Below are 21,314 nucleotides of genomic sequence, written 5' to 3'. Positions count from 1 at the left end.
CGGGCAGGGCCGCCACGCACATTAAACGGCAGAACGGAGGCGCCGAGAAGCGCTGCCATAGGCGTTCTTTCGGCGCGGACCATCGTCGTGAAATTTTCCCGGCACCGGGCGGGAGGCACTCCGCTGCGGCGCGGAGGCCTATTGGCCCAGGATGCGACCGACCCGCCCACGCCCGCATCCGAAAGGCCCAGACTATGCGTCAATCCCGTCTTGTCTTGCACGCCCTCGCGTTGATCGGCCTCCTGGCCGGACCCTGTCCGCTGCGCGCCGAAGCCGGCACGGCGGTGGCATCCCCGCTTGGCGTCAGCATCGACGATTTCAGCTATGTCGACACCTCGGGCGAGGTCATCGATCAGACTGTCGCGCACCAGAAGCGGCTCGACGCGTTCATGCGCGCGTTGCGCGCCGACGTCGCCGCGGAGCCGCGCTATCGCCTGGTGCCAGCAGCTGCGCCCGCAGGCGAGGCCCGGATCAAGGTGGTCGGCGGCGTGCAGAAGATGAGCACGCTGGTGCAGTGGGCCAAGGTGGCGGTCATCGATGTTGAAGGGAGCCGCGTGCTGTACGAAAAGCTCTACACGTTTCGCGGCGACAATGACGAGGCATGGGACCATGCGCGGATGTTCGTGTCGCGCGAGGTGCGCGGCGTTCTCGCGGGCGTGCTTCCGCCGGCGCAGTCCGCCACTGCGGCGCCGATCGGGCTTGCGGTGTTCGAATTCGAGCTTGAGGACACCTCCGCGGCAACCGCGTCCGGCCTTGCCGACGCCGATGCGGCTTACCTCGCGGATGTGACCAAGGGCGTGCGCGACCGGCTTGCGCAGTCGGGCCGCTACCACCTGGTCGATACCGGCGGCGCGACCGCAGAGCCCGTCAAGGCGCGTGCGCTGCGCGACTGTGACGGCTGCGAGGCGGCGATCGCGCAAAAGCTCGGCGCCGATCAATCGCTGATCGGCGTGATCAGGCGGGTCAGCCGGACCGAATACACGATCGGCTTCCAGCTGCGCGACGCCCGCAGCGGCGCGGTCCTCTCACGCGGCGACAGCGGCCTGCGGATGGGCGCCGATTATTCCTGGACCCGTGGCGCGGTCCGCCTGGTCGGCGATCGCCTGCTCGAGGGTGGGGCGCAGCGCTAGGGATTCTTCGCGGCTGCGGCTGCGGCTTTGGCAGACGGACCATAGCAAAGTGCGATAGCTGCTAGATACACCGTCGTCTGGCTCCGGGCTCATGCGTGCGCTATCACCGCCGCCTGATCACCCCACAGGAGCCGCCGATGCGTTTGCCCGCCATCTTCTTCGCCCTCACGCTCGCCGCAAGCCCCGCGGCGGCCGAGGAGCTGTCGGGCACGCTGCAGAAGATCAAGGAGACGAAGAAGGTCACGCTCGGCTTTCAGGAAGCTTCCGTTCCCTTCAGCTATCTCGACGACAATCAGCGGCCGATCGGCTTTGCGCTCGACATCTGCCTGAAGATCGTCGATGCCGTGAAGAAGGAGCTCGGCGTATCCGACATCGCCGTCGATTACCTCCCGGTGACCTCGTCGAACCGCATTCCGCTGATGGTCAACGGCACGATCGATTTGCATTGCTCGGCGACCACCAACAGCGCGGACCGCCAGAAGCAGGTGACCTTCACCAACACGCACTTCCTCAGCGCGACGCGATTTGCCGCCCAGAAATCCGCAGGCATCAACACGATCGACGACCTCAAGGGCAAGTCCGTCACCGCCGTTGCGGGTTCGGTGAACCTCACGCAGCTCATCAAGGTCAACACCGAACGCAAGCTCGGCATCAACGTTCTCCCGGCCAAGGACCAGGCCGAGGCGTTCCTGATGCTGGAGACCGATCGCGCCCAGGCCTACGCGCTCGACGATGTCCAGCTTGCGGTTGCGATCGCGCGGTCGAAGCAGCCTTCGCTCTACATGATCAGCGAGGAGGCGTTCTCGAAGGCAGAGCCGTTCGGCATCATGCTGCGCAGGGAGGACACCCCGTTCAAGGCGCTTGCCGACCGCGCCACGGCGGAACTCTACAAGAGCCCTGAGATCGAGGTCATGTACACGAAATGGCTGGAAGCGCCGACCCCGCCGAAAGGTATCAATTACAACGTCCCGATGTCGCCGGCGCTGCGCCACGCGTTCGCCCATCCGAACTCGAGCTTCGATCCCGACGTGTACGAGGTCGGCAAGTAGCCGCATTGCGGGCGCGCCCGTGCAAATCGATTGTGGTTCTCGGAAGCCGCTGCGCTCACCCCGCGCAGCAGTCCCCGCGTGCAACTCCAATGATTTACGGCCCCAGCGTGACGGCTGGGGCCGTAGGAGGTGGTGTGTGCCTCTGGGGCAATGAATCAGAGGACAGCCACTGAACCGCACACCGATGACAATGTTCCAACCGGCTGCGGCCGGCCGTGCCATGCTGCCTTGCAGACTGAGAAGCTTGCAGACCGCGCCAAGACCGTACCATCATGACGTCGGCCGGCCCGAATCGAATGCGGGCCTGGTGGACGTCCCAGCATTCGGCCTTCGAGGACGCCGGGGTCACATTTCTGCTTGCAGCTGATTTTTCGTTATGCCGATTGTTCTGCGGAGCCGACATTGAACCACGACGCATTGGCCAAGCTCACCGTCACCATCATTGTCCTGGTCGCGTTGCTGGTGTGGCGCGTTGCCGACCAGAAGAAATCGATTGAATGCGGGGCAAATTGCCCGACCGACCTCTCCGCGAGCCGGAAGGCCGCACAATAGATCGGAGCACTTTCGATCAACGGCGCGTGTCGAACCGGCGCCGAGCAAACCAAGCGAGCTTTGCCGGCGCCTTCCGGTTCACGGCCGCCTGGTCAGCATGGCGCGCAGCCTAAACTAGCGCTTTGCCGGCGGGCCGCTCTTGTTGCCGGGCTGTCCCTTGATGTTCGACGGATCCTGTTCCTGGACATGCAGGTTCTGCGAGTTCGAACCGACCGTGCCCTGCTTGGCGGGCGGCCCGCTCTTGTTGCCGGGCGCGCCGGCGATCCCGGTTCCGGAACTTTGAGCGCTCGGAGACGTCGTGGCGTTTGGGGAACCGGCGGCCGTGTCGGGGCGCCCCGGAGGCGTTGCGGCCGCGCCGGGCCTGTCCTGATCGCCGACATAGCCGGATTCACCGGAGTTGCGGGTCTTGGCGCCCTTGTCGGCCTCGTTTTGCAGGTTCTGGGCAACCGCGTGTTGCGCCAGTATCGGGCCGGTTGCCATGGCACCGGCGATGAGCAGTGCGATTGTGCGGGTCCTCATGAGTGTCCCTCCTCTGGGTTACCGGGGGACAACACGCTTCGCGATCATCATTTCCTGTGCGCGCGAAAAATCGCCGCGAGGGAACAGGCATCGCGAAGGTGCCGCGGCCCGCTACAGCGATCCCGTTTGAGTGGCCGCCCGCGTGCCTCTATCGGCCATCGCGCGGTGCGTATATCGTCCGCGCCAAACACAAGATCGGTCCCGCGCGCCGGGTAACGACGCATAATGAGGAAGCGATGTCCGACAAGCTGCTGTTTTCGCCAATGACCATCCGCGGCGTCACGCTGAAGAACCGCATCGTGGTGCCGCCGATGCATCAATATTCCGCCGAGAAGGGCTTTCCGACCGACTGGCATCTGATGAATGCGGGCAAGTTCGCCGCCGGCGGCGCCGGTCTCGTGATCGTCGAATCGACCAAGGTCGAGCGGCGCGGCTGCGGCACGATCGGCGATCTCGGCATCTGGGACGACAAGTTCATCGCGCCGCTGAGTCGCCTGGTTGGCTTCATCAAGCAGCAGAACGCGGTCGCCGGCATTCAACTCGGCCATTCCGGCCGCAAGGCGCGTGCGAGCCGGCCCTGGGAGGGCGATCGCCCGCTCGAACGCATCGCCGAGATCGAGGACTGGGATGCCTGGACGCCGGTGGCGCCGAGCGCGATCGCCCATAGCGAGCGCTGGCCGGTGCCGCGCGCGCTGGATACGCATGAGGTGAAGGACCTCGTCGCAGCCTGGGGGCAGGCGGCACGACGCGCCCATGCGGCAGGGTTTGAGGTGCTGGAACTGCACGGCGCCCATGGCTATCTCGTGCACGAATTCCTCTCCGGGCGCTCCAACCAGCGCAGCGACGAATATGGCGGCTCGGAAGCCAACCGGATGCGCTTCCTGATCGAGGTCACCGAGGCGGTGCGGGTTCACTGGCCGGATCACAAGCCGCTGTTCGTGCGGCTGTCGGTCGAGGACAACGCTGGCTGGGGCCCGGAGCAGAGCGCGCGGCTCGCCAGGATCCTGAAAGCGAAGGGCGTCGACGTGATCGACTGCTCATCGGGCGGAATCAGCGAGATGGCGCCGATCCTGGGCAAGGAGATCAAATACAACTATCAGGTGCCGCTCGCGGAATATGTCCGCGCCCATGCCGATATCATGACCATGGCGGTCGGCCTGATCATCCACGGTGACCAGGCCGAACAAATCCTGCGTGATAAACAAGCAGATTTGATCGCGATCGGCCGGGAAATCCTCAATAACCCGAACTGGCCGATGGACGCCGCGCTCAAGCTCGGCGTCGAGGGGCCGTTCCGCAACGTTCCTCCGCAGTTCGGCTATTGGCTGGGCACGCGGGCCAAGCGCGGATTCGGCACCCAGCCGTCGACCTGGCAGAACGGGTTGCGGGAGAGTGGGCCAGAGGCCGACGAAAGGCTGACAGGGGCCTGACAAGAGGCCGATCCGGGCACCGTGACAGGACCGTAATGGTCCGGTGACAGGGCGGCCTTGATCCGACCAAAAAGCCGTTGTGTGGTGCCCCGCGTCGGGGTGGGGCCGAATGTTGCGAAACGTTGCCGGCCGTTAGCGAAGGGATCACGGATAATGCGCAAACATGTTGGCTTTTTGCTCGGGACGGTCGCGGGCGCGTGTCTCACCCTGCTCGTGGCCTCGCCGCAGGGCGCGCATCTGTTCGCCGTCGCCAACGCCGCCGCGCATTCCGACAACAGCAACACCTATTCGCAGCTCAACCTGTTCGGCGAGGTGTTCGAGAAGGTCAAGACCGACTACGTCGAGAAGCCCGAGGACTCCAAGCTCGTCGAGGGCGCGATCAACGGCATGATCTCCTCGCTCGACCCGCACTCCCGCTACATGAACGAGAAGGGCTGGGCGGAGATGCAGGAGACCACGCATGGCGAGTTCGGCGGGCTCGGCATCGAGGTCACCATGGAGGACGGCTTCGTCAAGGTGGTGGCGCCGATCGACGACACGCCGGCCTCGCGCGCCGGCATCATGTCGGGCGACGTGATCACCTCGATCGACGATGACCAGATCCAGGGCATGACGCTCGACCAGGCCGTCAACAAGATGAAGGGCGCGCCCAACAGCTCGATCCGGCTGAAGATCATCCGCAAGGACGCCGACAAGCCGATCGAGGTCTCGATTACGCGCGAGATCATCCGCGTCCGTCCGGTGAAGTATCACGTCGAGGGCAGCGACATCGGCTATATCAGGATCAGCTCGTTCAACGAGCAGACCACCGAAGGGCTGCGCAAGGCGATCGGCGATATCCAGAAGCAGGTCCCGCAGGACAAGCTCGCCGGCTACGTCGTCGACCTCCGCAACAATCCCGGCGGCCTGCTCGACCAGGCGGTCTCGGTGACCTCGACCTTGATGCAGCGCGGCGAGGTGGTCTCGACCCGCGGCCCGCAATCCCGAGGAAACCCAGCGCTTCACCGCGCATGGCGGCGACATGACCAAGGGCAAACCGCTCGTTGTGCTGATCAATGGCGGCTCGGCCTCGGCCTCCGAGATCGTCGCCGGCGCGCTGCACGACCACAAGCGCGCAACCCTGATCGGCACCCGCTCGTTCGGCAAGGGTTCGGTGCAAACCATCATTCCGCTCGGCACCGGCAATGGCGCGCTGGCGCTGACCACGGCGCGCTATTTCACGCCGTCGGGCCATTCGATCCAGGCACTCGGCATCAAGCCCGACATCGAGGTGCTGCAGGACGTGCCGGACGAGTTCAAGACCCGGTCGGAGATCAAGGGCGAGGCCTCGATGCGCGGCCATCTCGCGGCCGAGGGCGCCGAGCAGACCGGCTCGCAGTCCTATGTCCCGCCGGACGAGAAGAACGACAAGGCGCTCGCCGCGGCGTTCAACCAGCTGCGCGGCGTCACCGTCAACGCCGACGCCAAGAACGCCGACACCAAGGCCGCGCAGAAGCGGCCGGTGCCGAACTAGAACCCGACACATGTAGCCCGGATGGAGCGAAGCGAAATCCGGGAGCTGTCTGCGCGTTTGCAAGGTCCCCGGATTGCGCGGGGCCTGTCATCGGGCGCACGTTCGTGCGACCTGTCGGCTCCATCCAGGCGCCGTCGCAGGCGCGTGCTGCCAAAATATCGAAAACAACCCCATGCAAAGTAGCCGGTGGCAGGCGGTCGACCAGTCAATTTGACACGTCGGGCAATTTCAGGGTATTCTTCCAATATTCCGAAATTGTGCAGACGCCCCTCGGGCTCGCGACTTCCGAGCGGCCTTAAGCCGCGCCGGCGACGGGTTTGCGCCGGCGCGTGGTGCTCGCTCCCGCAGCGGGGCCGCGGCGGTGCCCGGCCAGCAGCTCGCGGATCTGGGCGGCGGGCTTCGGCGGGCTGAACAGATAGCCCTGCATTTCCGAGCAGCCGAGCTCGCGCAGCAATTGCTTCTGCTGCGCGGTCTCGACGCCTTCCGCCGTCGTCGTCATGCTGCGCTCGGCGGCGATGTTGACGACGGCCTCGACGATGCCGGCCGAGCCCTGCGGATCGGCGATGTCGGTGACGAAGCAGCGGTCGATCTTGATCTTGTCGAACGGGAACCGCTTCAAATAGCTCAGCGACGAATAGCCGGTGCCGAAATCATCGAGCGCGATCCTGATGCCGATGGCGCGCAGCTGGTGCAGCGCGGCCAGCGCCGTCTCGTCGTCGCGGATCAGCACCGCCTCGGTGATCTCGAGCTCGAGTCGGCTCGCAGACAGCCCCGACGCTGCAAGCGCCGCGATCACCTTGAGCGCCAGCGTGCCGCTGCGGAACTGCACCGGCGAGACGTTGACGGCGAGCCTGACGTGGTCGGGCCAGTTCACGGCTTCCTTGCAGGCCGTCATCAGTACCCACTCGCCGAGCTGGTTGATCAGACCGGTCTCTTCCGCAATCGGCACGAATTCGGCCGGCGAGATCATGCCGCGCTGCGGATGGCGCCAGCGCACTAGCGCTTCGCAGCCGGTGATCTCGTTGCTGCGCAGGTCGACGCAGGGCTGGTAATGCACTTCGAGGCCGGAGCCGGCGGCGATCGTCTGCCGCAATTCCATCTCGAGCTCGCGGCGGGCACGGGCGTCGGCATCCATCGCCGGCTCGAAGAAGCGGAAGACGCGCCGGCCGGCCGACTTCGCCGCATACATCGCAAGATCGGCGTTCTTCATGATCTGGTCGAGATCGGTGCCGTCCTTCGGTGCCAGCGCGATGCCGATGCTGGCGTCGGTCGTGACCTGGTGGCCGAGGCATTGATAGGGCGCGCGGATCACCTCGTAGATGCGCGCGACGAGGTCGGCGACCTCCGCCTCGCTCTTCACCCCGGTCTGCACGATCGCGAACTCGTCGCCGCCGAGGCGGGCGACGAAATCGCCTTCGCCGATCACGCCGCTCAGCGTCCGCGCCACGGACTTGAGAAGCTCGTCGCCGACCATGTGGCCGAGCGAGTCGTTGACGCCCTTGAATTCGTCGATGTCGATATAGAGCACCGCAAGCTGGCTGTCGGGCGTGACATGCGGCAGCTCGCGCCTGATCTCCTCGTGGAACAGCGCGCGATTCGGCAGGTCGGTGAGAGGATCGTAGTGGGCGAGATGCGTGATGCGCTCCTCGGCGCGGCGGCGCTCGGTGACGTCCTCGTGGGTCGCAAGCCAGCCGCCGTCGGCCAGCGGCTCGTTGACGACCTGGATCGAGCGCCCGTCGGGCGTCGTGATCACCATGGTGTTGCGGATGCCGACGTCGCGCAGCACGAGATTGACGTAGCGCTCGACGTCGCCCTGGAACGAGCCGGTTCGGTGACGATGCACGATGACGTCGCGGAAGCTGCAGCCGGGCTTGATGATGTCGGCCGACAACCCGTACATCTCGATATAGCGCCTGTTGCAGATCACCAGGCACTGCGCGGCATCGAACAGCAACAGGCCCTGCGTCATGTTGTTGACGGCGGTGTCGAGCCGCAGCTTCTCCAGCGTCAGGCGCTGCTGCTGGGCGCGATGCTGCTGCACCAGCTTGCGCACTACCAGCGTCAGCAGGATCGCGATCGCCACCACCGAGATGCTGGTCACCGCGATCAGGATGCCGATCTGCTCGCGCCAGTTGGCGAGCGCCGCCTCCGTGGTGCTCGTCGCGACGACGACGATCGGGAATTTGGTCAGTGCCCGCGACGACACCAGACGGTCCTTGCCGTCGACCGGGCTGGCGAGCCGCGTCGTGCTCTGCGGCAGCTCGAACACCTGCTGCTGATTGACCGGACCGTTGCGGAAATTCCTCCCGATCAGCTCCTCGACATGGGGATAGCGCGCCAGCAGCGTGCCGTCGCGATGATGCATCGAGATCGCGGCGCCATCGCCGAGCGCCACCGTGGAGAAGAACTTCTCGAAGGCCGCCGGCTCGATGCCGCGGCCGACCACGCCGAGGAATTCGCCGTGCGGACCGGTGACCTTGCGGACGATGACGGTGGTCCAGTTTCCGGTGATGCGGCTGACCACCGGCGCGACCTGCATGTCGGGCGAATAGGGGCTCGACTTGAAGATCTGGAAGTAGGGGCGGTCGGCAATGCTGGCCTGCGGCAGCGGCCAGGCGCCCGAGCTGTTGATCAGAACGCCATCGGCGTCGAACACGTTGAGGCTGCCGACATTGGACAGCGCGTCCATCTTGGATTTGAGCATCGCGTGGATGTCGGCGGCCGACATCCGGCGCTTGTAATTTTCCGGCGTCGCGATTGCATTGTCGCGCATGAACGCGATCAGGTCGCGCTGGACGACCTCGAGATCGTCGAGCTGCTGGTCGAAATGCCGCGCCAGCAGCAGCACGGTGTTCTCGAGCTCACGCTCGCTGTTGTGCAGGGCGCGATCGCGGATATTCTCCGCCATCAGCGTAGCGCCGATCGCGATCGCGGCCATCAGCACGGCGCCGCCCAGGATCAGCCAGCGGATCGGGCCGCTGCCGATCACCGATTTGACGTTGAACGAGGCGCTGCCGTTTGGATTCATGTGCCGCAATCGCTTCCAGGTGCTTCACCCGGAAGTAGGTTTCGTGCACCCCCGGCCCGCGGAAGTCGTACCCAATCGAAATGGAGCGCGGGTTAGCGAGATTGGTTAATGAAGCCTTGCGGAGATTCGCGACAGGCCGTCGCTTGCGCACCGGCGATCAAGCGCTGGCGCGATAGTGCCCGGACTTGCCGCCGATCTTCTTGACGAGGTGGATGCCCTCGATGCGGATGCCGCGGTCGACCGCCTTGACCATGTCGTAGATCGTCAGGCATGCGACCGAGACTGCGGTCAGCGCCTCCATTTCGACGCCGGTCGGCCCCGTCACCTTGACGCTGGCGCGGACGATGCAGCCGGGCAGCTTGCGGTCGGGCGTGATGTCGATCGTGACCTTGGTCAGCGCCAGTGGATGGCAGAGCGGGATCAATTCCGACGTCCGCTTCGCCGCCATGATGCCGGCAATGCGCGCCGTCGCCAGCACGTCGCCCTTCTTGGCCTGGCCGGTCTCGATCAGCGCAAGCGTCGCCTTGCTCATCACGACGCGGCCTTCGGCGACCGCGGTCCGCTCGGTCGCGGGCTTGGCCGAGACGTCGACCATCCGCGCCTCGCCCTTGGCGTCGATATGGGTGAGGGCGGTGCCGGAGCCGGACGGCTCGGCCTTGGTCTTGCCCTTGCTGTTCCGCGCCATTGCGTCAGCGCGTTGCGGTGGCGCGCGGGGCGGCCTGCCGCGTCAGCAAGGCGCGGGTGGCCGCGGTGACGTCCTGCTGGCGCATCAGGCTTTCACCGACCAGGAAAGTCGACATCCCGACCCGTTCGAGCCGGGCGAGGTCGTCCGGCGTGAAGATGCCGCTCTCGCCGACCATCAGGCGGTCGCGCGGGATCAGCGGCGCCAGCGCCTCACTGGTCGCGAGCGTGGTCTCGAAGGTGCGCAGATTGCGGTTGTTGACGCCGATCATCGGCGAGCGAAGTTTCAAGGCACGGTCAAGCTCGGCGCGGTCGTGGATCTCGACCAGCACGTCCATGCCGTAGCCGAGCGCGGCGTCCTCGATCTCCCCGGCCGCCGCGTCGTCGAGCGCGGCCATGATGATCAGGATGCAGTCGGCGCCGTGGGCGCGCGCTTCCGCGACCTGGTAGGTGTCGAACATGAAATCCTTGCGCAGCACCGGCAGGCTGGTCGCCGCGCGGGCCGCGACCATGAAGTCGAGATGGCCCTGGAACGAGGGCGCGTCGGTCAGCACCGACAGGCACGCCGCGCCGCCGGCCTCATAGGCTTTCGCGAGCGCGGGCGGATCGAAATCGGCACGGATCAAGCCCTTCGAGGGCGAGGCCTTCTTCACTTCCGCGATCAGCGCGTAGTCGCCGCGCGCATGTTTGTCCTTGAGGGCGCGGACGAAGCCGCGCGGGGCCGAGGCCGATTTCGCCTGCGTCTCGACCTCGGCGAGCGGATGGGCGCGCTTCGCGGCTGATATCTCCTCGCGCTTGTAGGCCTCGATCTTGGTCAGGATGTCGGACATGTTTCGCGCTCTCAGCCGTTGGAAACCGCGACCAGATGCTTCAGCCGCGCGGCGGCAGCGCCGCTGTCGAGCGACTGTGCGCCGATCGCGACGCCTTCCTTGAGGTCCTTGGCGCGGCCGGCCACGATCAGCGCGGCGGCGGCGTTGAGCAGGGCGACGTCGCGATAGGCGCTCGGCTTGCCCTGCAGCACGCTGGAGAGCGCGATCGCATTGGCATCGGCGTCACCACCCTTCAGCGCCTCGCCGCCGACGCGGCCAAGGCCGGCATCCTCGGGCGTCACCTCTGATGTCCTGATCTCGCCGTTCTCGAGCGTCGCAACGAAGGTCGGGCCGGTGAGGGTGATCTCGTCGAGGCCATCGGAGCCGTGCACGACCCAAACCTTGTCCGAGCCGAGGTTCTTCAGCACCTGCGCCAGCGGCTGCACCCATTGCCGCGAGAACACGCCGACCATCTGCCGCTTGACGCCGGCGGGATTCGACAGCGGGCCGAGCAGGTTGAAGATGGTGCGGGTGGCGAGCTCGACCCGAGTCGGACCGACATTCTTCATCGCCGGATGATGCGCGGGCGCGAACATGAAGCCGATGCCGGCTTCCTTGACGCAGCGCCCGACTTGTTCGGGCGTCAAATCGAGCTTGACGCCGAGCGAGGCCAGCACGTCGGCGGCGCCCGAGCGCGACGACAATGCGCGGTTGCCGTGCTTCGCCACGGGCACGCCGGCGCCGGCCACGATGAAGGCCGCGCAGGTCGAGACGTTGACCGAGCCGGAGCCGTCGCCTCCGGTGCCGACGATGTCGACGGCCTCCGCCGGCGCCGTGACCGGCAGCATCTTGCCGCGCATCGCGGTGACGGCGCCCGTGATCTCCTCGACGGTCTCGCCGCGCACCCGCAGCGCCATCAACAGGCCGCCCATCTGCGAGGGCGTGGCTTCGCCCGACATCATGCTGTCGAAGGCGGACGCCGCCTCTTCACGCGTCAGCGTGGCGCCGGTGGCGACTTTTCCGATGATCGATTTCAGGTCGTCCATTCGCTGGCTCAGGGTCTGTTGTTGGAGCTTGATCGGCGTGCAGCGCGTCGTCGCGATGTCCCGATCATGCTCAATTATTTGCGCCTGTCACCTGTGCGAAGGCTGCCTGGTTGATGGTCACACCGATATCGGACTCGATCTTTGTGACATATTGCGCGACCTGCTCGTCGCTGAGCGACCGCCGCAGCGCCTCGGTGAGCTGCTTGGCCGCGTCCGACGCGAAGTCCACCGGCGGCACCGTCACGTTGGTGACGCGGAAGACCACCCACTGGCTGCCGCCGGCGACGGAGGTCTGTCCGTCGCCGTCCTTGGCGGTCCGGAATGCCGCCGCAATCACGCCGGCCGGCACGGCAGGCAGCGAGGCCTCGCGGTTGAAATTCGCGGCGGTTTCGACCTTGACGCCGGCAGCGGCGGCTTCGTCGGCGAGCTTGGCGCCGCTGTCGAGCTTCTGGACGATCTCGGTCGCCTTGGCGCGCAGCTTGGTGGAGATCTGGTCTTCGCGCCACTTGGCCTCGACCTGATCGCGAACCTCGTCGAGGCTGCGCTCACGCGACGGCGTGATGCCGAGCACGTCGTACCAGACATAGCCGCCGTTGAACTGGATCGGGTCGTTGTCGACGCCGACGTCGCTGCTGAAGGCCTGCGAGACCACATCGAGACCGCGCGGGATGTTGGTCGCGACCTGGCCGTTCGGCAGCCGCCCGGAGCGATCGACCGCGTCGATGGTGACGGGCGTCAGCTTCAGCTTCTGTGCGGCTTCGACGACGCTGGCGCCGCCGCCGCGCTCGTCTTCCATCTTGTCGCGCAGGTCGGCGACCTTGGTGCGGGCGCGCTCGGAGGCGATCTCGTTCTTCACCTGCTGGGCGAGGCTCTCATAGCTCGGGGTCGCGCCGGGCTCGACCTTGCCGACCTTGACCAGCGCGACGCCGAAGCGGCCCTGCACCGGCTGGCTGACTTCGCCGGCGGGCAGGGAGAAGGCGGCATCGGCGACAGCCGGATCGAGGATCGCCGACTTCGCGACGAGGCCGAGATTGACGTCGGCCAGATTGAGGTTGCGCTCCTTGGCGATGTCGTCGAACGACGTGCCCGACGCGATCCGCCCGCGCGCGGCCTGCGCCTCGCCGGCGTCCGGAAACACGATCTGCGAGACCTCGCGCTTCTCCGGCGTGCTGAGCCGGTCCTTGCGCTCCTCGAAGATCTTCCTGGCGTCCTCGTCCGACACCGTTTCCCACTTGCCGATCTCCTCGGGCGTGATGGCGACGAAGGAGATCTTGCGGTATTCGGGCGCGCGGAACTGGGCCTTGTGGTCCTCGAAATAGGCGGCGAGCGCCTCGGGCGAGGGCGGATCGATGGTGCCGGCCTGCGCGGCGCCGAGCGTGATGTAGTCGATCGAACGCTGCTCGTTCTGGAACCGGGTCAGCGCCTCGACCAGCGATTTCGGCGGCTCGATCCCGGACGAGATGGTGCCGGCGATCTGCCGCCTGAGGCCAACGCGGCGCTGCTCGGCGATGTAGCGGCCTTCGGTATAGCCATAGTTGCGGATCACGGCCTGGAAACGCTGTGGGTCGAACTGGTTGTTGAGGCCCTTGAAGTTCGGATCGTTGTAGATCGCGCGCAGTACCTCGGCGTCGGACACATTGAGGCCCATGCGGCGCGCTTCCTCGTCCATCGCGGCTTCCGCAAGCGTCTGCTGCAGCACCTGGCGGTCGATGCCGAAGGCGCGCGCCTGGTCCGGCGTCAGCGGACGGCCAAACTGGCGGCCTAGCTGCTGCAGGCGGTCGGTATAGATCTGGCGGAACTGCTCGGCCGAAATCTCGGTCCCGCCCACCTTGGCGAAGGTCGACTGGCCAAACCCCTTGAAAATGTCGGCAATGCCCCAAATTCCGAAACTGACGATCAAAACGCCCATCACCACGGCCATAATCGTCTTGCCGAGCCAGTTTGATGAGGCTTTCCGCATTCCTCGAAGCATGGGTCCAACTTGTTTTACAGGAGGGGAACCGGGTCGTGCCCAATGGGGAGCTGAAAGTCGAGGCTTTTGTCCCGCAGCAGGGCGTCACCGGATTGAAAACCCATCATAAAGTGGCCGAAGCGCCCCCGCAACCTTGGCCGCGCGGGTGGAAGCGTCGCACGGTGTGCGCGAAGCCGCGCTCTGGAAGTCGCCGCCCGGCTCTGGTAGCGCAGGGACACGCTTGAACGATGGGAAATCCGACATGACCGACGCCATCCGGCCGCTGATCGCCGGCAACTGGAAAATGAACGGCCTGAAATCCTCTTTTGTCGAGTTCGACGCGATGCTGGCGGGCGCCGGCGATGTCGCCGGAAAGGCCGATCTCCTGGTCTGTCCGCCGGCGACGCTGGTCGGGGCCTTTGCCGACAAGGCGCGCGGCTCGAAGGTCGCGGTTGGCGCCCAGGATTGCCATCCCAAGGCATCGGGTGCCCACACCGGCGATCTCTCGGCGGAGATGTTCAGGGATCTCGGCGCGGTCGCGATCATCGTCGGCCATTCCGAGCGGCGCGCCGACCACGGCGAGACCGACGCCTTGATTCGGCAGAAGGCGGAGGCCGTGTGGCGTGCCGGGCTGACCGCGATCGTCTGCATCGGCGAGACGCGCGAGCAGCGCGACGCCGGCAAGACACTCGATGTCTGCGGCACCCAGCTTGCGGGTTCGCTGCCCGACGGCTCGACCGCGGCCAACCTGGTGGTGGCCTATGAGCCGGTCTGGGCGATCGGCACTGGCCTGACCCCGACGGCCAAGGATGTCGAGGAAGTTCACAGGTTTATCCGAGGTCAGCTGACCGATCGCTTCAAGGACGAGGGCAACAGGATCAGGATCCTCTACGGCGGCTCGGTCAAGCCGTCGAACGCGGCCGAGCTGATGGCCGTGGCCAATGTCAACGGCGCACTGGTCGGGGGCGCCAGCCTGAAGGCGTCGGACTTCCTCGCGATCGCCGCGGGGTGTTAGGCGGTCGGCGTTCTATCCACGTCACTGCGCGCGAAGCGAAGCAATCCATGGCTCCGCATCTGCAGAACTATGGATTGCTTCGTCGCTTCGCTCTTCGCAATGACGGTTCGGGCTAGACCTCCGCCGCGCCGATCCGCTTCCAGTAGATCATCGTCCCGGTGAGGCCGCCATGCGGCTTCAGCGCGTAGTCCGGGATGATGCCGGTGAGCTGAAATCCCAGTCTTTCATAGAGTGGCGCAGCGCCATCCTCTTCGGCGGTGTCGAGCACCAGCAGTGTGCGGCCGTGCGCGATCGCAAGCTGCTCGGCCGCACGCATCAATTCCGTCGCGACGCCGCGATGGCGGTGGGCGACGCGTGTCATCATCTTTGCAATTTCCGCCCGATGCGGCTGGTTCGGCGGCAGTTTGAGCAGCAGCGTCACGGTGCCGATCAGATCACTGCCGGTGAATGCGCCGAGCACAATGCGCTCGCCGCGCGCGGCGGCGCCGAGCGAGTCCTGCCAGAATGCATCGGCGTCATCCGGCGACAGCGGATGCATGAAGCTCACCGAGCCGCCGCCGGCGACGGTCTCGACCAACAGCTCGCCAAGCGCGCTGCGAATTCCAGGCGCATCCTCGAGCGGCTTGATGGCAAAGTGCGACATGCATCAGCTCCGGGCCAGGGTGACCACATAGGTGCAGGAGGCGTTGGTCTCGTTGGCGAAGGTCGTCTCCGCCGGCGGTCCGAATCCGAGGCAATCGCCGGCGGCGAGCACGTGGCGTGCGCCGCCTTCGGTGATGACGAGGCTGCCGCTGAGCACCCAGACCAGTTGGCGGATATGCGCGTAGGAGGAGGCGGGCAGGGTCACGGTCTGCTTCGGCGGCAGCTCGACCCGCACCAGCTCGACCGGATGGTCGGGACGGCTGAACACCTGGCGGCGCAGATAGCCGGTTTCCGGATCGCGCCAGACCGGTTGCGCGGCGGCGCGCGACAGCCGTTCGCCCTGGCCTTCGGCGCGCAACATCAGGCCGGCCAGGGTGAGATCGAACGCCGAGGCGAGGCGCACCAGCACGACCGCGGTGGGGCTGACCTCGGCGCGCTCGATCTTGCTGATCGTGGCCTTCGAGACGCCGGCGCGCTCTGCAAGGTCGGCCAGCGACCAGCCCCGGCCATCGCGCTCGAGCCTGATCCGCTGCGCCAGGCGTTGGCTCAAGTCGTCTACCAAAGTATCCATTTGTCTACTATAGTAGAAATTCCCAATTCCCGGCAAGGCCCGGCCGGGGCGCGATCGGCGCTGCTTGTGATCGTCGACAGTGCGACTATCTCGGGGGTGACAATGCCCGGTGCAATCGTGTAACAGGGCGCGACTTCACGAAAACCGTAAAGCCGATAGCGCCGTTTGTCTGGCCGCTTGGCGGCTTGTGACGGAAGGCTTGCGATGCAGACTGTCGTTATCATTGTCCACCTCATGATTGTCGCCGTCATGATCGGCGCCGTGCTGTTGCAGAAATCCGAAGGCGGTGGCCTTGGCATGGGTGGCGGCGCCGGCTTCATGTCGAGCCGCGGCACCGCCAATTTGCTGACGCGAACCACGGCGATCCTCGCGGTGGGCTTCTTCATCACCAGCCTGTTCCTGTCCTGGTACGCGGGCTACGACCGCAAGCCGAGCTCGATCGTCGGCACCGGCGCACCGGCGCAGACGCAGCCGGCCGGCGGCACGCCGATGAACGCGCCGACCTCGGGTGGCATCCTCGATTCGCTGAAGAAGGCCGACGAGCAGCAGGGGCAGCAGGCCCCGAGCGGCCCGCAGGCGCCACGGTCGCAATAAAGCAGGGTGGCCATGCAGGATGCCCCGCTGGCATCCTGCATCAGAAACCCCCATCAATGCTTTGAAATCGCTTCCAGTTTGATGCAACCCACAGCCCGGCGAATTGTTTGCCGGGAACAGCCGATTCGTTTTGCGAATCGCCGGAGTCGGATTAAAGGTAAAGTCCCATGGCGCGGTACATATTCATCACCGGCGGCGTGGTCTCCTCGCTCGGCAAGGGTCTGGCTTCAGCGGCGCTCGGCGCTTTGCTGCAGGCCAGGGGCTACAAAGTCCGCCTTCGCAAGCTCGATCCCTATCTCAACCTCGATCCCGGAACGATGTCGCCGTATCAGCACGGCGAAGTGTTCGTGACCGACGACGGCGCCGAGACCGATCTCGATCTCGGCCATTACGAGCGTTTCACCGGTCGTCCGGCCACCAAGGCCGACAACATCACGACCGGGCGAATCTACCAGGACATCATCACCAAGGAGCGCCGCGGCGATTATCTCGGCGCCACCATCCAGGTGGTCCCGCACGTCACCAACGCGATCAAGGAATTCGTGCTGTCGGGTAACGACGAGTTCGATTTCGTGCTGGTCGAGATCGGCGGCACCGTCGGCGACATCGAGGGCCTGCCGTTCTTCGAGGCGATCCGCCAGCTCAAGAACGAGCTGCCGCGCGATCACGCCGTCTACATTCACCTGACGCTTCTGCCGTACATTCCAAGTGCCGGCGAACTCAAGACAAAGCCGACGCAGCACTCGGTGAAGGAGCTGCGCTCGATCGGCATCCAGCCGGACATCCTGCTGTGCCGCACCGACCGCGAAATTCCCAAGGAGGAGCGGCGCAAGCTCGGCCTGTTCTGCAACGTGCGCGAGAGCGCGGTGATCGAGGCGCGCGACGTCGACAACATCTACGCCGTGCCGGAGGCCTATCACGCCGCCGGCCTCGACGACGAGGTGCTGGCCGCGTTCGGCATCACCGCGAAGATTCCGCCGGCGCTGCAGAGCTGGAACGTCATCAACGAGCGCGTCCGCAATCCGGAAGGCGCGGTGACGATCGCCATCGTCGGCAAGTACACCGGCATGAAGGACGCCTACAAATCGCTGATCGAGGCGCTCTCGCACGGCGGCATCGCCAACAAGGTGAAGGTCAATCTCGACTGGATCGAGAGCGAGGTGTTCGAGAACGAGGACCCGGCGCCGTTCCTCGAGCACGTCAACGGCATCCTGGTGCCCGGCGGTTTCGGCCAGCGCGGCGCCGAGGGCAAGATCCGCGCGGCGCAGTTCGCGCGCGAGCGTGACGTGCCGTATTTCGGCATCTGCTTCGGCATGCAGATGGCGGTGATCGAGGCGGCGCGCAATCTGGTCGGCATCGAGGACGCCAACTCGACCGAGTTCGGCCCGACCAAGGAGCCGCTGGTCGGCCTGATGACCGAATGGCTGCGCGGCAACGAGCTCGAGAAGCGCTCGCAGAGCGGCGATCTCGGCGGCACGATGCGGCTCGGGGCCTATCCCGCGGCGCTCAACCGCGGCAGCCGCGTCTCGCAGGTCTATGGCGGCGCGACCGAGATCTCCGAGCGGCACCGCCATCGCTACGAGGTCAACACCGCCTACAAGGACCGCCTCGAGCAGCACGGCCTGCGCTTCTCCGGCATGTCACCCGACGGCGTGCTGCCGGAGATCGTGGAGTACGAGGACCATCCCTGGTTCATCGGCGTCCAGTTCCATCCCGAGCTGAAGTCGCGGCCCTTTGAACCGCATCCCCTCTTCGCGTCGTTCATCGAGGCGGCAGCGAAGCAGAGCCGGCTGGTCTAACCAAGCGGCTGTCAGCTGCGCCGTTACACGGCGCAGTCCTCGCTGGCCCGGCGTTCTTTCTTGATCGGTGAAACACCAGCCGCCGGCGTGCCGTCGCGCGTCATCAGCTTGTATTGCGGGCGTCGCGTCAGCCGGTAGACCGCGGCCGGCGGCACGTTGAGGATGGCGCGGTCGACCAGTGTGGCGCGCAGGCCGAGCCGGTCGAGGATCGGCCGCCGCACCGGGCAGCGCATGCCGTAGGTGAATTGATAGAACGCGCCGCCGGGACGCAGATAGCTGAACGCGCCGCCGACGATCGAGATGACCTTGCGCGGCGACATGTTGAGCAGCGGCAGTCCGCTGACGACGGCGCCGACCGGCGCGCCATCGTAGAGCCGCTCCGAGGCGAGGCGCGCCGCGTCCATCCACAGCACGCGCGCGCCGGGAAAGCGCAGCTGCAACAGCCGCATGAAATCCGAACCATATTCGATCAGCGTCAGATCCTGCTGGCGCACGCCGCGCTTCAACAGCTGATAGGTGAACGCGCCGGTGCCCGGACCGAGCTCGAGCACCGGACCGGTGTTGGCGCTGATGTCGCGCGTGATCAGTTCGGCGAGCGCGGCGCCCGACGGCGCGATGGCGCCGACGCGGCCCGGGGCCGCCATCCACGCCGTGAAGAAAGACAGCAGATCATGTGACATTGGGATTCCCAGCAAAGTGTCGCGGCACTTCGACTCAGATGCGAAGCGTGACGCCTTGTTTGCGGGAGCTGCATTGCGACAACATTGCGCGAGAGCCCCATTCCGATCGAATCGGAACGGGGCTCTCGACTCTAGCTTTGACGCGTTTTCTGCACGCGAACCGGTGCCCACTTCGCTCGAAAACGCATTGGCATCACGACGCGAACGGCGCCGGAGGTAATGTGAGGCGGAAGCACGCGCCGCCCTTGGGGCCATCGAGCACTGAGACGTGACCGCCGTGCAGCCTTGCGATCTCGCGCACCATGTTGAGGCCGAGGCCGGCGCCGCGATCGAGCGGCGCGAGCCGATAGAACGGGTCGAAGATCCGGGTGCGCTGATCCTGGGGAATGCCGTCGCCTTCATCCGATACGTCGATCGTGGCGGCGCTGCCGACATGGATGGTGATGGTGCCGCGGCGGCCGCCATGCTGGATGGCGTTCTGCACGAGGTTGGTGAGCGCGCGCTCCAGCGCCGCCCGATCGCCCGAGGTTTCGACCCGATCGATTGCGGTATCGAGCGATAGCTCATAGCCGGCCGCGATCGCGAGCGGCGCAAGGTCGGCCGCGACGTTGCGTGCGACCGCGACGAGATCGACGCGGACGAACGGATTGCGGCACTGATCGAAGCGCTGGATGTCGAGCAATTGCTCGGCCAATGTCGCAAGCCGCGCCGAGTCCTCGAGCAGGCGGGTTTTCTCCGGGCCTGGCGGCAGCGACTCCAGCCGCGTGTTGAGGATCGCGATCGGCGTGCGCAATTCATGCGCCGCGTCGGCGACGAAGCGCTGGTGTCGGGAATAGCCGTCGTCGAGCCGCTTCAGCGCATCGTTGATGGCGGTCACCAGCGGCGCCACCTCGTGCGGCAGATGGTCCGCCGACAGCCGGCTGCCGCGCTGGCGGAAATCGATCCGGCGCGCTTCGTCGGCGGTGGTATCGAGACCGGCGAAGGCGCGCTTCACCACCATCGGCGTCGCGATGAAGGTGGCGCATGCCATCAGGAAAAGGCCGGGCAGGGCAATGGCGAGGAATGCCAGCGTCGTGGCGAGCGCGGTCTTGACGCTCGACATTGGCCCTTGCGTCGCTGTGAGCACCTGAACGGGGCCGGCGTCGGAATTGACGCGCTTCAGCCGCGCCGGCGGCTTGCGCGGATCATCCTCGAACATCTGCCAGCCGAGTCGCGCCTGGCTGATCTGGTCGAGTGCGTCACCAATCCTGGCAAATTCCGGCGGCACCGCGCCTTCCGTCAGCGAACGGCCTTGCCGGTCGCGCACCAGGAACCAGAGGTCGGGCGTGTCGTCACGAAGCTTTTGCAGTTCGGCCGTCGGGCGCAAGATCAGGTCGCCTTTGCCATCGCGTGCGACCGCGCCCTGCACGATGGAAATGACATGATCCTCATCGCGCGGAACGATCAGGAAGCCGGTGGCACACAATGCGCTGATCAGGCAAACGATCAGCATGGCAAGCAGCAGCGCCTGTAGCGTCACCAGCCGCCAGCTCAGTTTCGAGCGCAGGCAATAGTGCTCGGCCTGTTCGCTCATGACGTTTGCTTCAAGAGATAGCCGACGCCGCGGATGCTGTGGATCTCGACGCCGGCGTTGGCGTCGGCAAGCTTGCGCCTGAGACGCGAGACGTGGGCATCGAGCGCGTTGGACTGGATCTCGTCCTCGAAATTGTAGACGGCTTCCTCCAGCGTCGCGCGTAGCACGGTGCGGCCCATGCGGCGTAGCAGCGTCTCCAGCACCAGCAGCTCGCGCCGCGGCAGGTCGAGCGGACGGCCGTCGACACTGGCCTCGCGATGGCTGCAATCGAACGCCACGCCGCCGGCCCTGATGATCTCAAGCTGCAGGCCGGCCGGACGGCGCAGCACGGCGCGCAGCCGCGCCATCAGCTCCTCGACCGCGAACGGCTTGGCCAGATAGTCGTCGGCGCCGCTGTCGAGGCCAGTGATGCGGTCGGTGAGATCGCCGCGCGCGGTCAGCACGATGATCGGAACGCCGTCGGCCTTGGCGCGCAGCTTCGGGATCAGCGTGAGGCCATCGCCGTCCGGAAGCTGGCGGTCGAGCAGGACCGCGCCATGCACGTCGGCGCAGATCGCTTCCTCGGCCTCGGCAAGGTTCGGCACGTGGTCGACCACCATGTCGTAACCCTTCAGCGCCTGCGACAGCGCCGCCGCCATTTCGGCCTCGTCCTCAACCAGCAGTATCCGCATGTCCTTTGGGTCCGGCTCCTGAACGGCAGGTTTAGGGCAAGTAACATTGCAACAACATTGC

At 66.0% G+C, this 21,314-nt stretch carries 17 protein-coding genes and 2 pseudogenes; 8 read left to right on the top strand and 11 right to left on the bottom strand.

Going from position 1 to position 21,314, the window contains the following annotated elements; genetic code table 11:
- The first annotated feature begins 194 nt into the window (after positions 1-194).
- The 3 genes from ACVWY5_RS17995 (at position 195) to ACVWY5_RS17985 (ending at position 2,731) form a co-directional block, all read left to right on the top strand.
- Positions 195-1,130, top strand: coding sequence for a DUF3280 domain-containing protein (locus tag ACVWY5_RS17995; protein WP_028334036.1), 936 nt, complete (start codon positions 195-197; stop codon positions 1,128-1,130).
- 137 nt (positions 1,131-1,267) lie between these two features.
- Entirely contained in the window at positions 1,268-2,179 is a 912-nt protein-coding gene (locus ACVWY5_RS17990) for an amino acid ABC transporter substrate-binding protein (RefSeq protein WP_028334037.1), read from the top strand.
- 402 nt (positions 2,180-2,581) lie between these two features.
- Positions 2,582-2,731, top strand: a complete 150-nt coding sequence (locus ACVWY5_RS17985; protein ID WP_018271828.1) for a hypothetical protein — start codon at positions 2,582-2,584, stop codon at positions 2,729-2,731.
- 114 nt (positions 2,732-2,845) lie between these two features.
- Here ACVWY5_RS17985 and ACVWY5_RS17980 read toward each other — a convergent pair.
- Positions 2,846-3,031: pseudogene (locus ACVWY5_RS17980) on the bottom strand (hypothetical protein); the annotation flags it as partial.
- A 455-nt stretch (positions 3,032-3,486) separates the two neighbouring features.
- On the opposite strand from ACVWY5_RS17980, the gene ACVWY5_RS17975 reads away from it, so the two are divergent.
- Positions 3,487-4,680 (top strand): NADH:flavin oxidoreductase/NADH oxidase, encoded by a 1,194-nt coding sequence (locus ACVWY5_RS17975; protein ID WP_051376129.1) that lies wholly within the window; start codon positions 3,487-3,489, stop codon positions 4,678-4,680.
- 153 nt (positions 4,681-4,833) lie between these two features.
- Positions 4,834-6,193: pseudogene (locus ACVWY5_RS17970) on the top strand (S41 family peptidase).
- 295 nt (positions 6,194-6,488) lie between these two features.
- Here the strand turns inward: ACVWY5_RS17970 and ACVWY5_RS17965 are convergent.
- The 5 genes from ACVWY5_RS17965 to ACVWY5_RS17945 all read right to left on the bottom strand — a co-directional run bounded on the left by ACVWY5_RS17965 (position 6,489) and on the right by ACVWY5_RS17945 (position 13,729).
- A complete protein-coding gene (locus ACVWY5_RS17965; protein ID WP_028334040.1) occupies positions 6,489-9,221 on the bottom strand; it encodes an EAL domain-containing protein in 2,733 nt (910 codons plus the stop codon).
- Positions 9,222-9,378: 157 nt separating this feature from the next.
- On the bottom strand, positions 9,379-9,906 hold the full coding sequence (gene moaC / locus ACVWY5_RS17960) for a cyclic pyranopterin monophosphate synthase MoaC (RefSeq protein WP_028334041.1): 528 nt from the start codon (positions 9,904-9,906) through the stop codon (positions 9,379-9,381).
- Between the two features lie 4 nt (positions 9,907-9,910).
- Positions 9,911-10,732, bottom strand: coding sequence for an indole-3-glycerol phosphate synthase TrpC (gene trpC / locus ACVWY5_RS17955; protein ID WP_028334042.1), 822 nt, complete (start codon positions 10,730-10,732; stop codon positions 9,911-9,913).
- 11 nt (positions 10,733-10,743) lie between these two features.
- A complete protein-coding gene (gene trpD, locus ACVWY5_RS17950; protein WP_028334043.1) occupies positions 10,744-11,757 on the bottom strand; it encodes an anthranilate phosphoribosyltransferase in 1,014 nt (337 codons plus the stop codon).
- A gap of 70 nt (positions 11,758-11,827) precedes the next feature.
- On the bottom strand, positions 11,828-13,729 hold the full coding sequence (locus tag ACVWY5_RS17945) for a peptidylprolyl isomerase (protein ID WP_028334044.1): 1,902 nt from the start codon (positions 13,727-13,729) through the stop codon (positions 11,828-11,830).
- A 241-nt stretch (positions 13,730-13,970) separates the two neighbouring features.
- On the opposite strand from ACVWY5_RS17945, the gene tpiA reads away from it, so the two are divergent.
- Positions 13,971-14,723, top strand: coding sequence for a triose-phosphate isomerase (gene tpiA, locus ACVWY5_RS17940; protein WP_028334045.1), 753 nt, complete (start codon positions 13,971-13,973; stop codon positions 14,721-14,723).
- Between the two features lie 112 nt (positions 14,724-14,835).
- Here the strand turns inward: tpiA and ACVWY5_RS17935 are convergent, their stop codons facing one another.
- Entirely contained in the window at positions 14,836-15,366 is a 531-nt protein-coding gene (locus tag ACVWY5_RS17935) for a GNAT family N-acetyltransferase (protein WP_028334046.1), read from the bottom strand.
- A gap of 3 nt (positions 15,367-15,369) precedes the next feature.
- Entirely contained in the window at positions 15,370-15,936 is a 567-nt protein-coding gene (locus ACVWY5_RS17930) for a helix-turn-helix domain-containing protein (RefSeq protein ID WP_028334047.1), read from the bottom strand.
- 204 nt (positions 15,937-16,140) lie between these two features.
- Here ACVWY5_RS17930 and secG point away from each other — a divergent pair, with 204 nt between their 5' ends.
- Positions 16,141-16,530: a preprotein translocase subunit SecG gene (gene secG, locus ACVWY5_RS17925; protein WP_028334048.1), complete on the top strand. Its 390-nt coding sequence runs from the start codon at positions 16,141-16,143 to the stop codon at positions 16,528-16,530.
- A gap of 167 nt (positions 16,531-16,697) precedes the next feature.
- On the top strand, positions 16,698-18,329 hold the full coding sequence (locus ACVWY5_RS17920) for a CTP synthase (protein WP_028334049.1): 1,632 nt from the start codon (positions 16,698-16,700) through the stop codon (positions 18,327-18,329).
- A 23-nt stretch (positions 18,330-18,352) separates the two neighbouring features.
- On the opposite strand, the gene ACVWY5_RS17915 is transcribed toward ACVWY5_RS17920, so the two are convergent.
- The 3 genes from ACVWY5_RS17915 to ACVWY5_RS17905 all read right to left on the bottom strand — a co-directional run bounded on the left by ACVWY5_RS17915 (position 18,353) and on the right by ACVWY5_RS17905 (position 21,253).
- A complete protein-coding gene (locus tag ACVWY5_RS17915; protein ID WP_028334050.1) occupies positions 18,353-19,009 on the bottom strand; it encodes an rRNA adenine N-6-methyltransferase family protein in 657 nt (218 codons plus the stop codon).
- 193 nt (positions 19,010-19,202) lie between these two features.
- Positions 19,203-20,582 carry a sensor histidine kinase gene (locus tag ACVWY5_RS17910; RefSeq protein ID WP_028334051.1) on the bottom strand — a complete coding sequence of 460 codons (1,380 nt, stop codon included), beginning with the start codon at positions 20,580-20,582 and terminating at the stop codon, positions 19,203-19,205.
- Positions 20,579-21,253 (bottom strand): response regulator transcription factor, encoded by a 675-nt coding sequence (locus tag ACVWY5_RS17905; RefSeq protein WP_028334052.1) that lies wholly within the window; start codon positions 21,251-21,253, stop codon positions 20,579-20,581. Before ACVWY5_RS17905 ends, ACVWY5_RS17910 begins: the two co-directional genes overlap by 4 nt.
- Between the last annotated feature and the right edge of the window lie 61 nt (positions 21,254-21,314).

The organism is Bradyrhizobium sp. USDA 3256 (genome assembly GCF_054058275.1).
Note: the sequence above shows the minus strand (reverse complement) of the source record. Positions and strands in the feature narration are given on the sequence as shown.

Coding starts and splice junctions, on each gene's coding strand:
- ACVWY5_RS17995 (WP_028334036.1), top strand. CDS start 195: ATGCGTCAATCCCGTCTTGTCTTGCACGCCCTCGCGTTGATCGGCCTC.
- ACVWY5_RS17990 (WP_028334037.1), top strand. CDS start 1,268: ATGCGTTTGCCCGCCATCTTCTTCGCCCTCACGCTCGCCGCAAGCCCC.
- ACVWY5_RS17975 (WP_051376129.1), top strand. CDS start 3,487: ATGTCCGACAAGCTGCTGTTTTCGCCAATGACCATCCGCGGCGTCACG.
- ACVWY5_RS17965 (WP_028334040.1), bottom strand. CDS start 9,221: ATGAATCCAAACGGCAGCGCCTCGTTCAACGTCAAATCGGTGATCGGC.
- moaC (WP_028334041.1), bottom strand. CDS start 9,906: ATGGCGCGGAACAGCAAGGGCAAGACCAAGGCCGAGCCGTCCGGCTCC.
- trpC (WP_028334042.1), bottom strand. CDS start 10,732: ATGTCCGACATCCTGACCAAGATCGAGGCCTACAAGCGCGAGGAGATA.
- trpD (WP_028334043.1), bottom strand. CDS start 11,757: ATGGACGACCTGAAATCGATCATCGGAAAAGTCGCCACCGGCGCCACG.
- ACVWY5_RS17945 (WP_028334044.1), bottom strand. CDS start 13,729: ATGCTTCGAGGAATGCGGAAAGCCTCATCAAACTGGCTCGGCAAGACG.
- tpiA (WP_028334045.1), top strand. CDS start 13,971: ATGACCGACGCCATCCGGCCGCTGATCGCCGGCAACTGGAAAATGAAC.
- ACVWY5_RS17935 (WP_028334046.1), bottom strand. CDS start 15,366: ATGTCGCACTTTGCCATCAAGCCGCTCGAGGATGCGCCTGGAATTCGC.
- ACVWY5_RS17930 (WP_028334047.1), bottom strand. CDS start 15,936: ATGGATACTTTGGTAGACGACTTGAGCCAACGCCTGGCGCAGCGGATC.
- secG (WP_028334048.1), top strand. CDS start 16,141: ATGCAGACTGTCGTTATCATTGTCCACCTCATGATTGTCGCCGTCATG.
- ACVWY5_RS17920 (WP_028334049.1), top strand. CDS start 16,698: ATGGCGCGGTACATATTCATCACCGGCGGCGTGGTCTCCTCGCTCGGC.
- ACVWY5_RS17915 (WP_028334050.1), bottom strand. CDS start 19,009: ATGTCACATGATCTGCTGTCTTTCTTCACGGCGTGGATGGCGGCCCCG.
- ACVWY5_RS17910 (WP_028334051.1), bottom strand. CDS start 20,582: ATGAGCGAACAGGCCGAGCACTATTGCCTGCGCTCGAAACTGAGCTGG.
- ACVWY5_RS17905 (WP_028334052.1), bottom strand. CDS start 21,253: ATGCGGATACTGCTGGTTGAGGACGAGGCCGAAATGGCGGCGGCGCTG.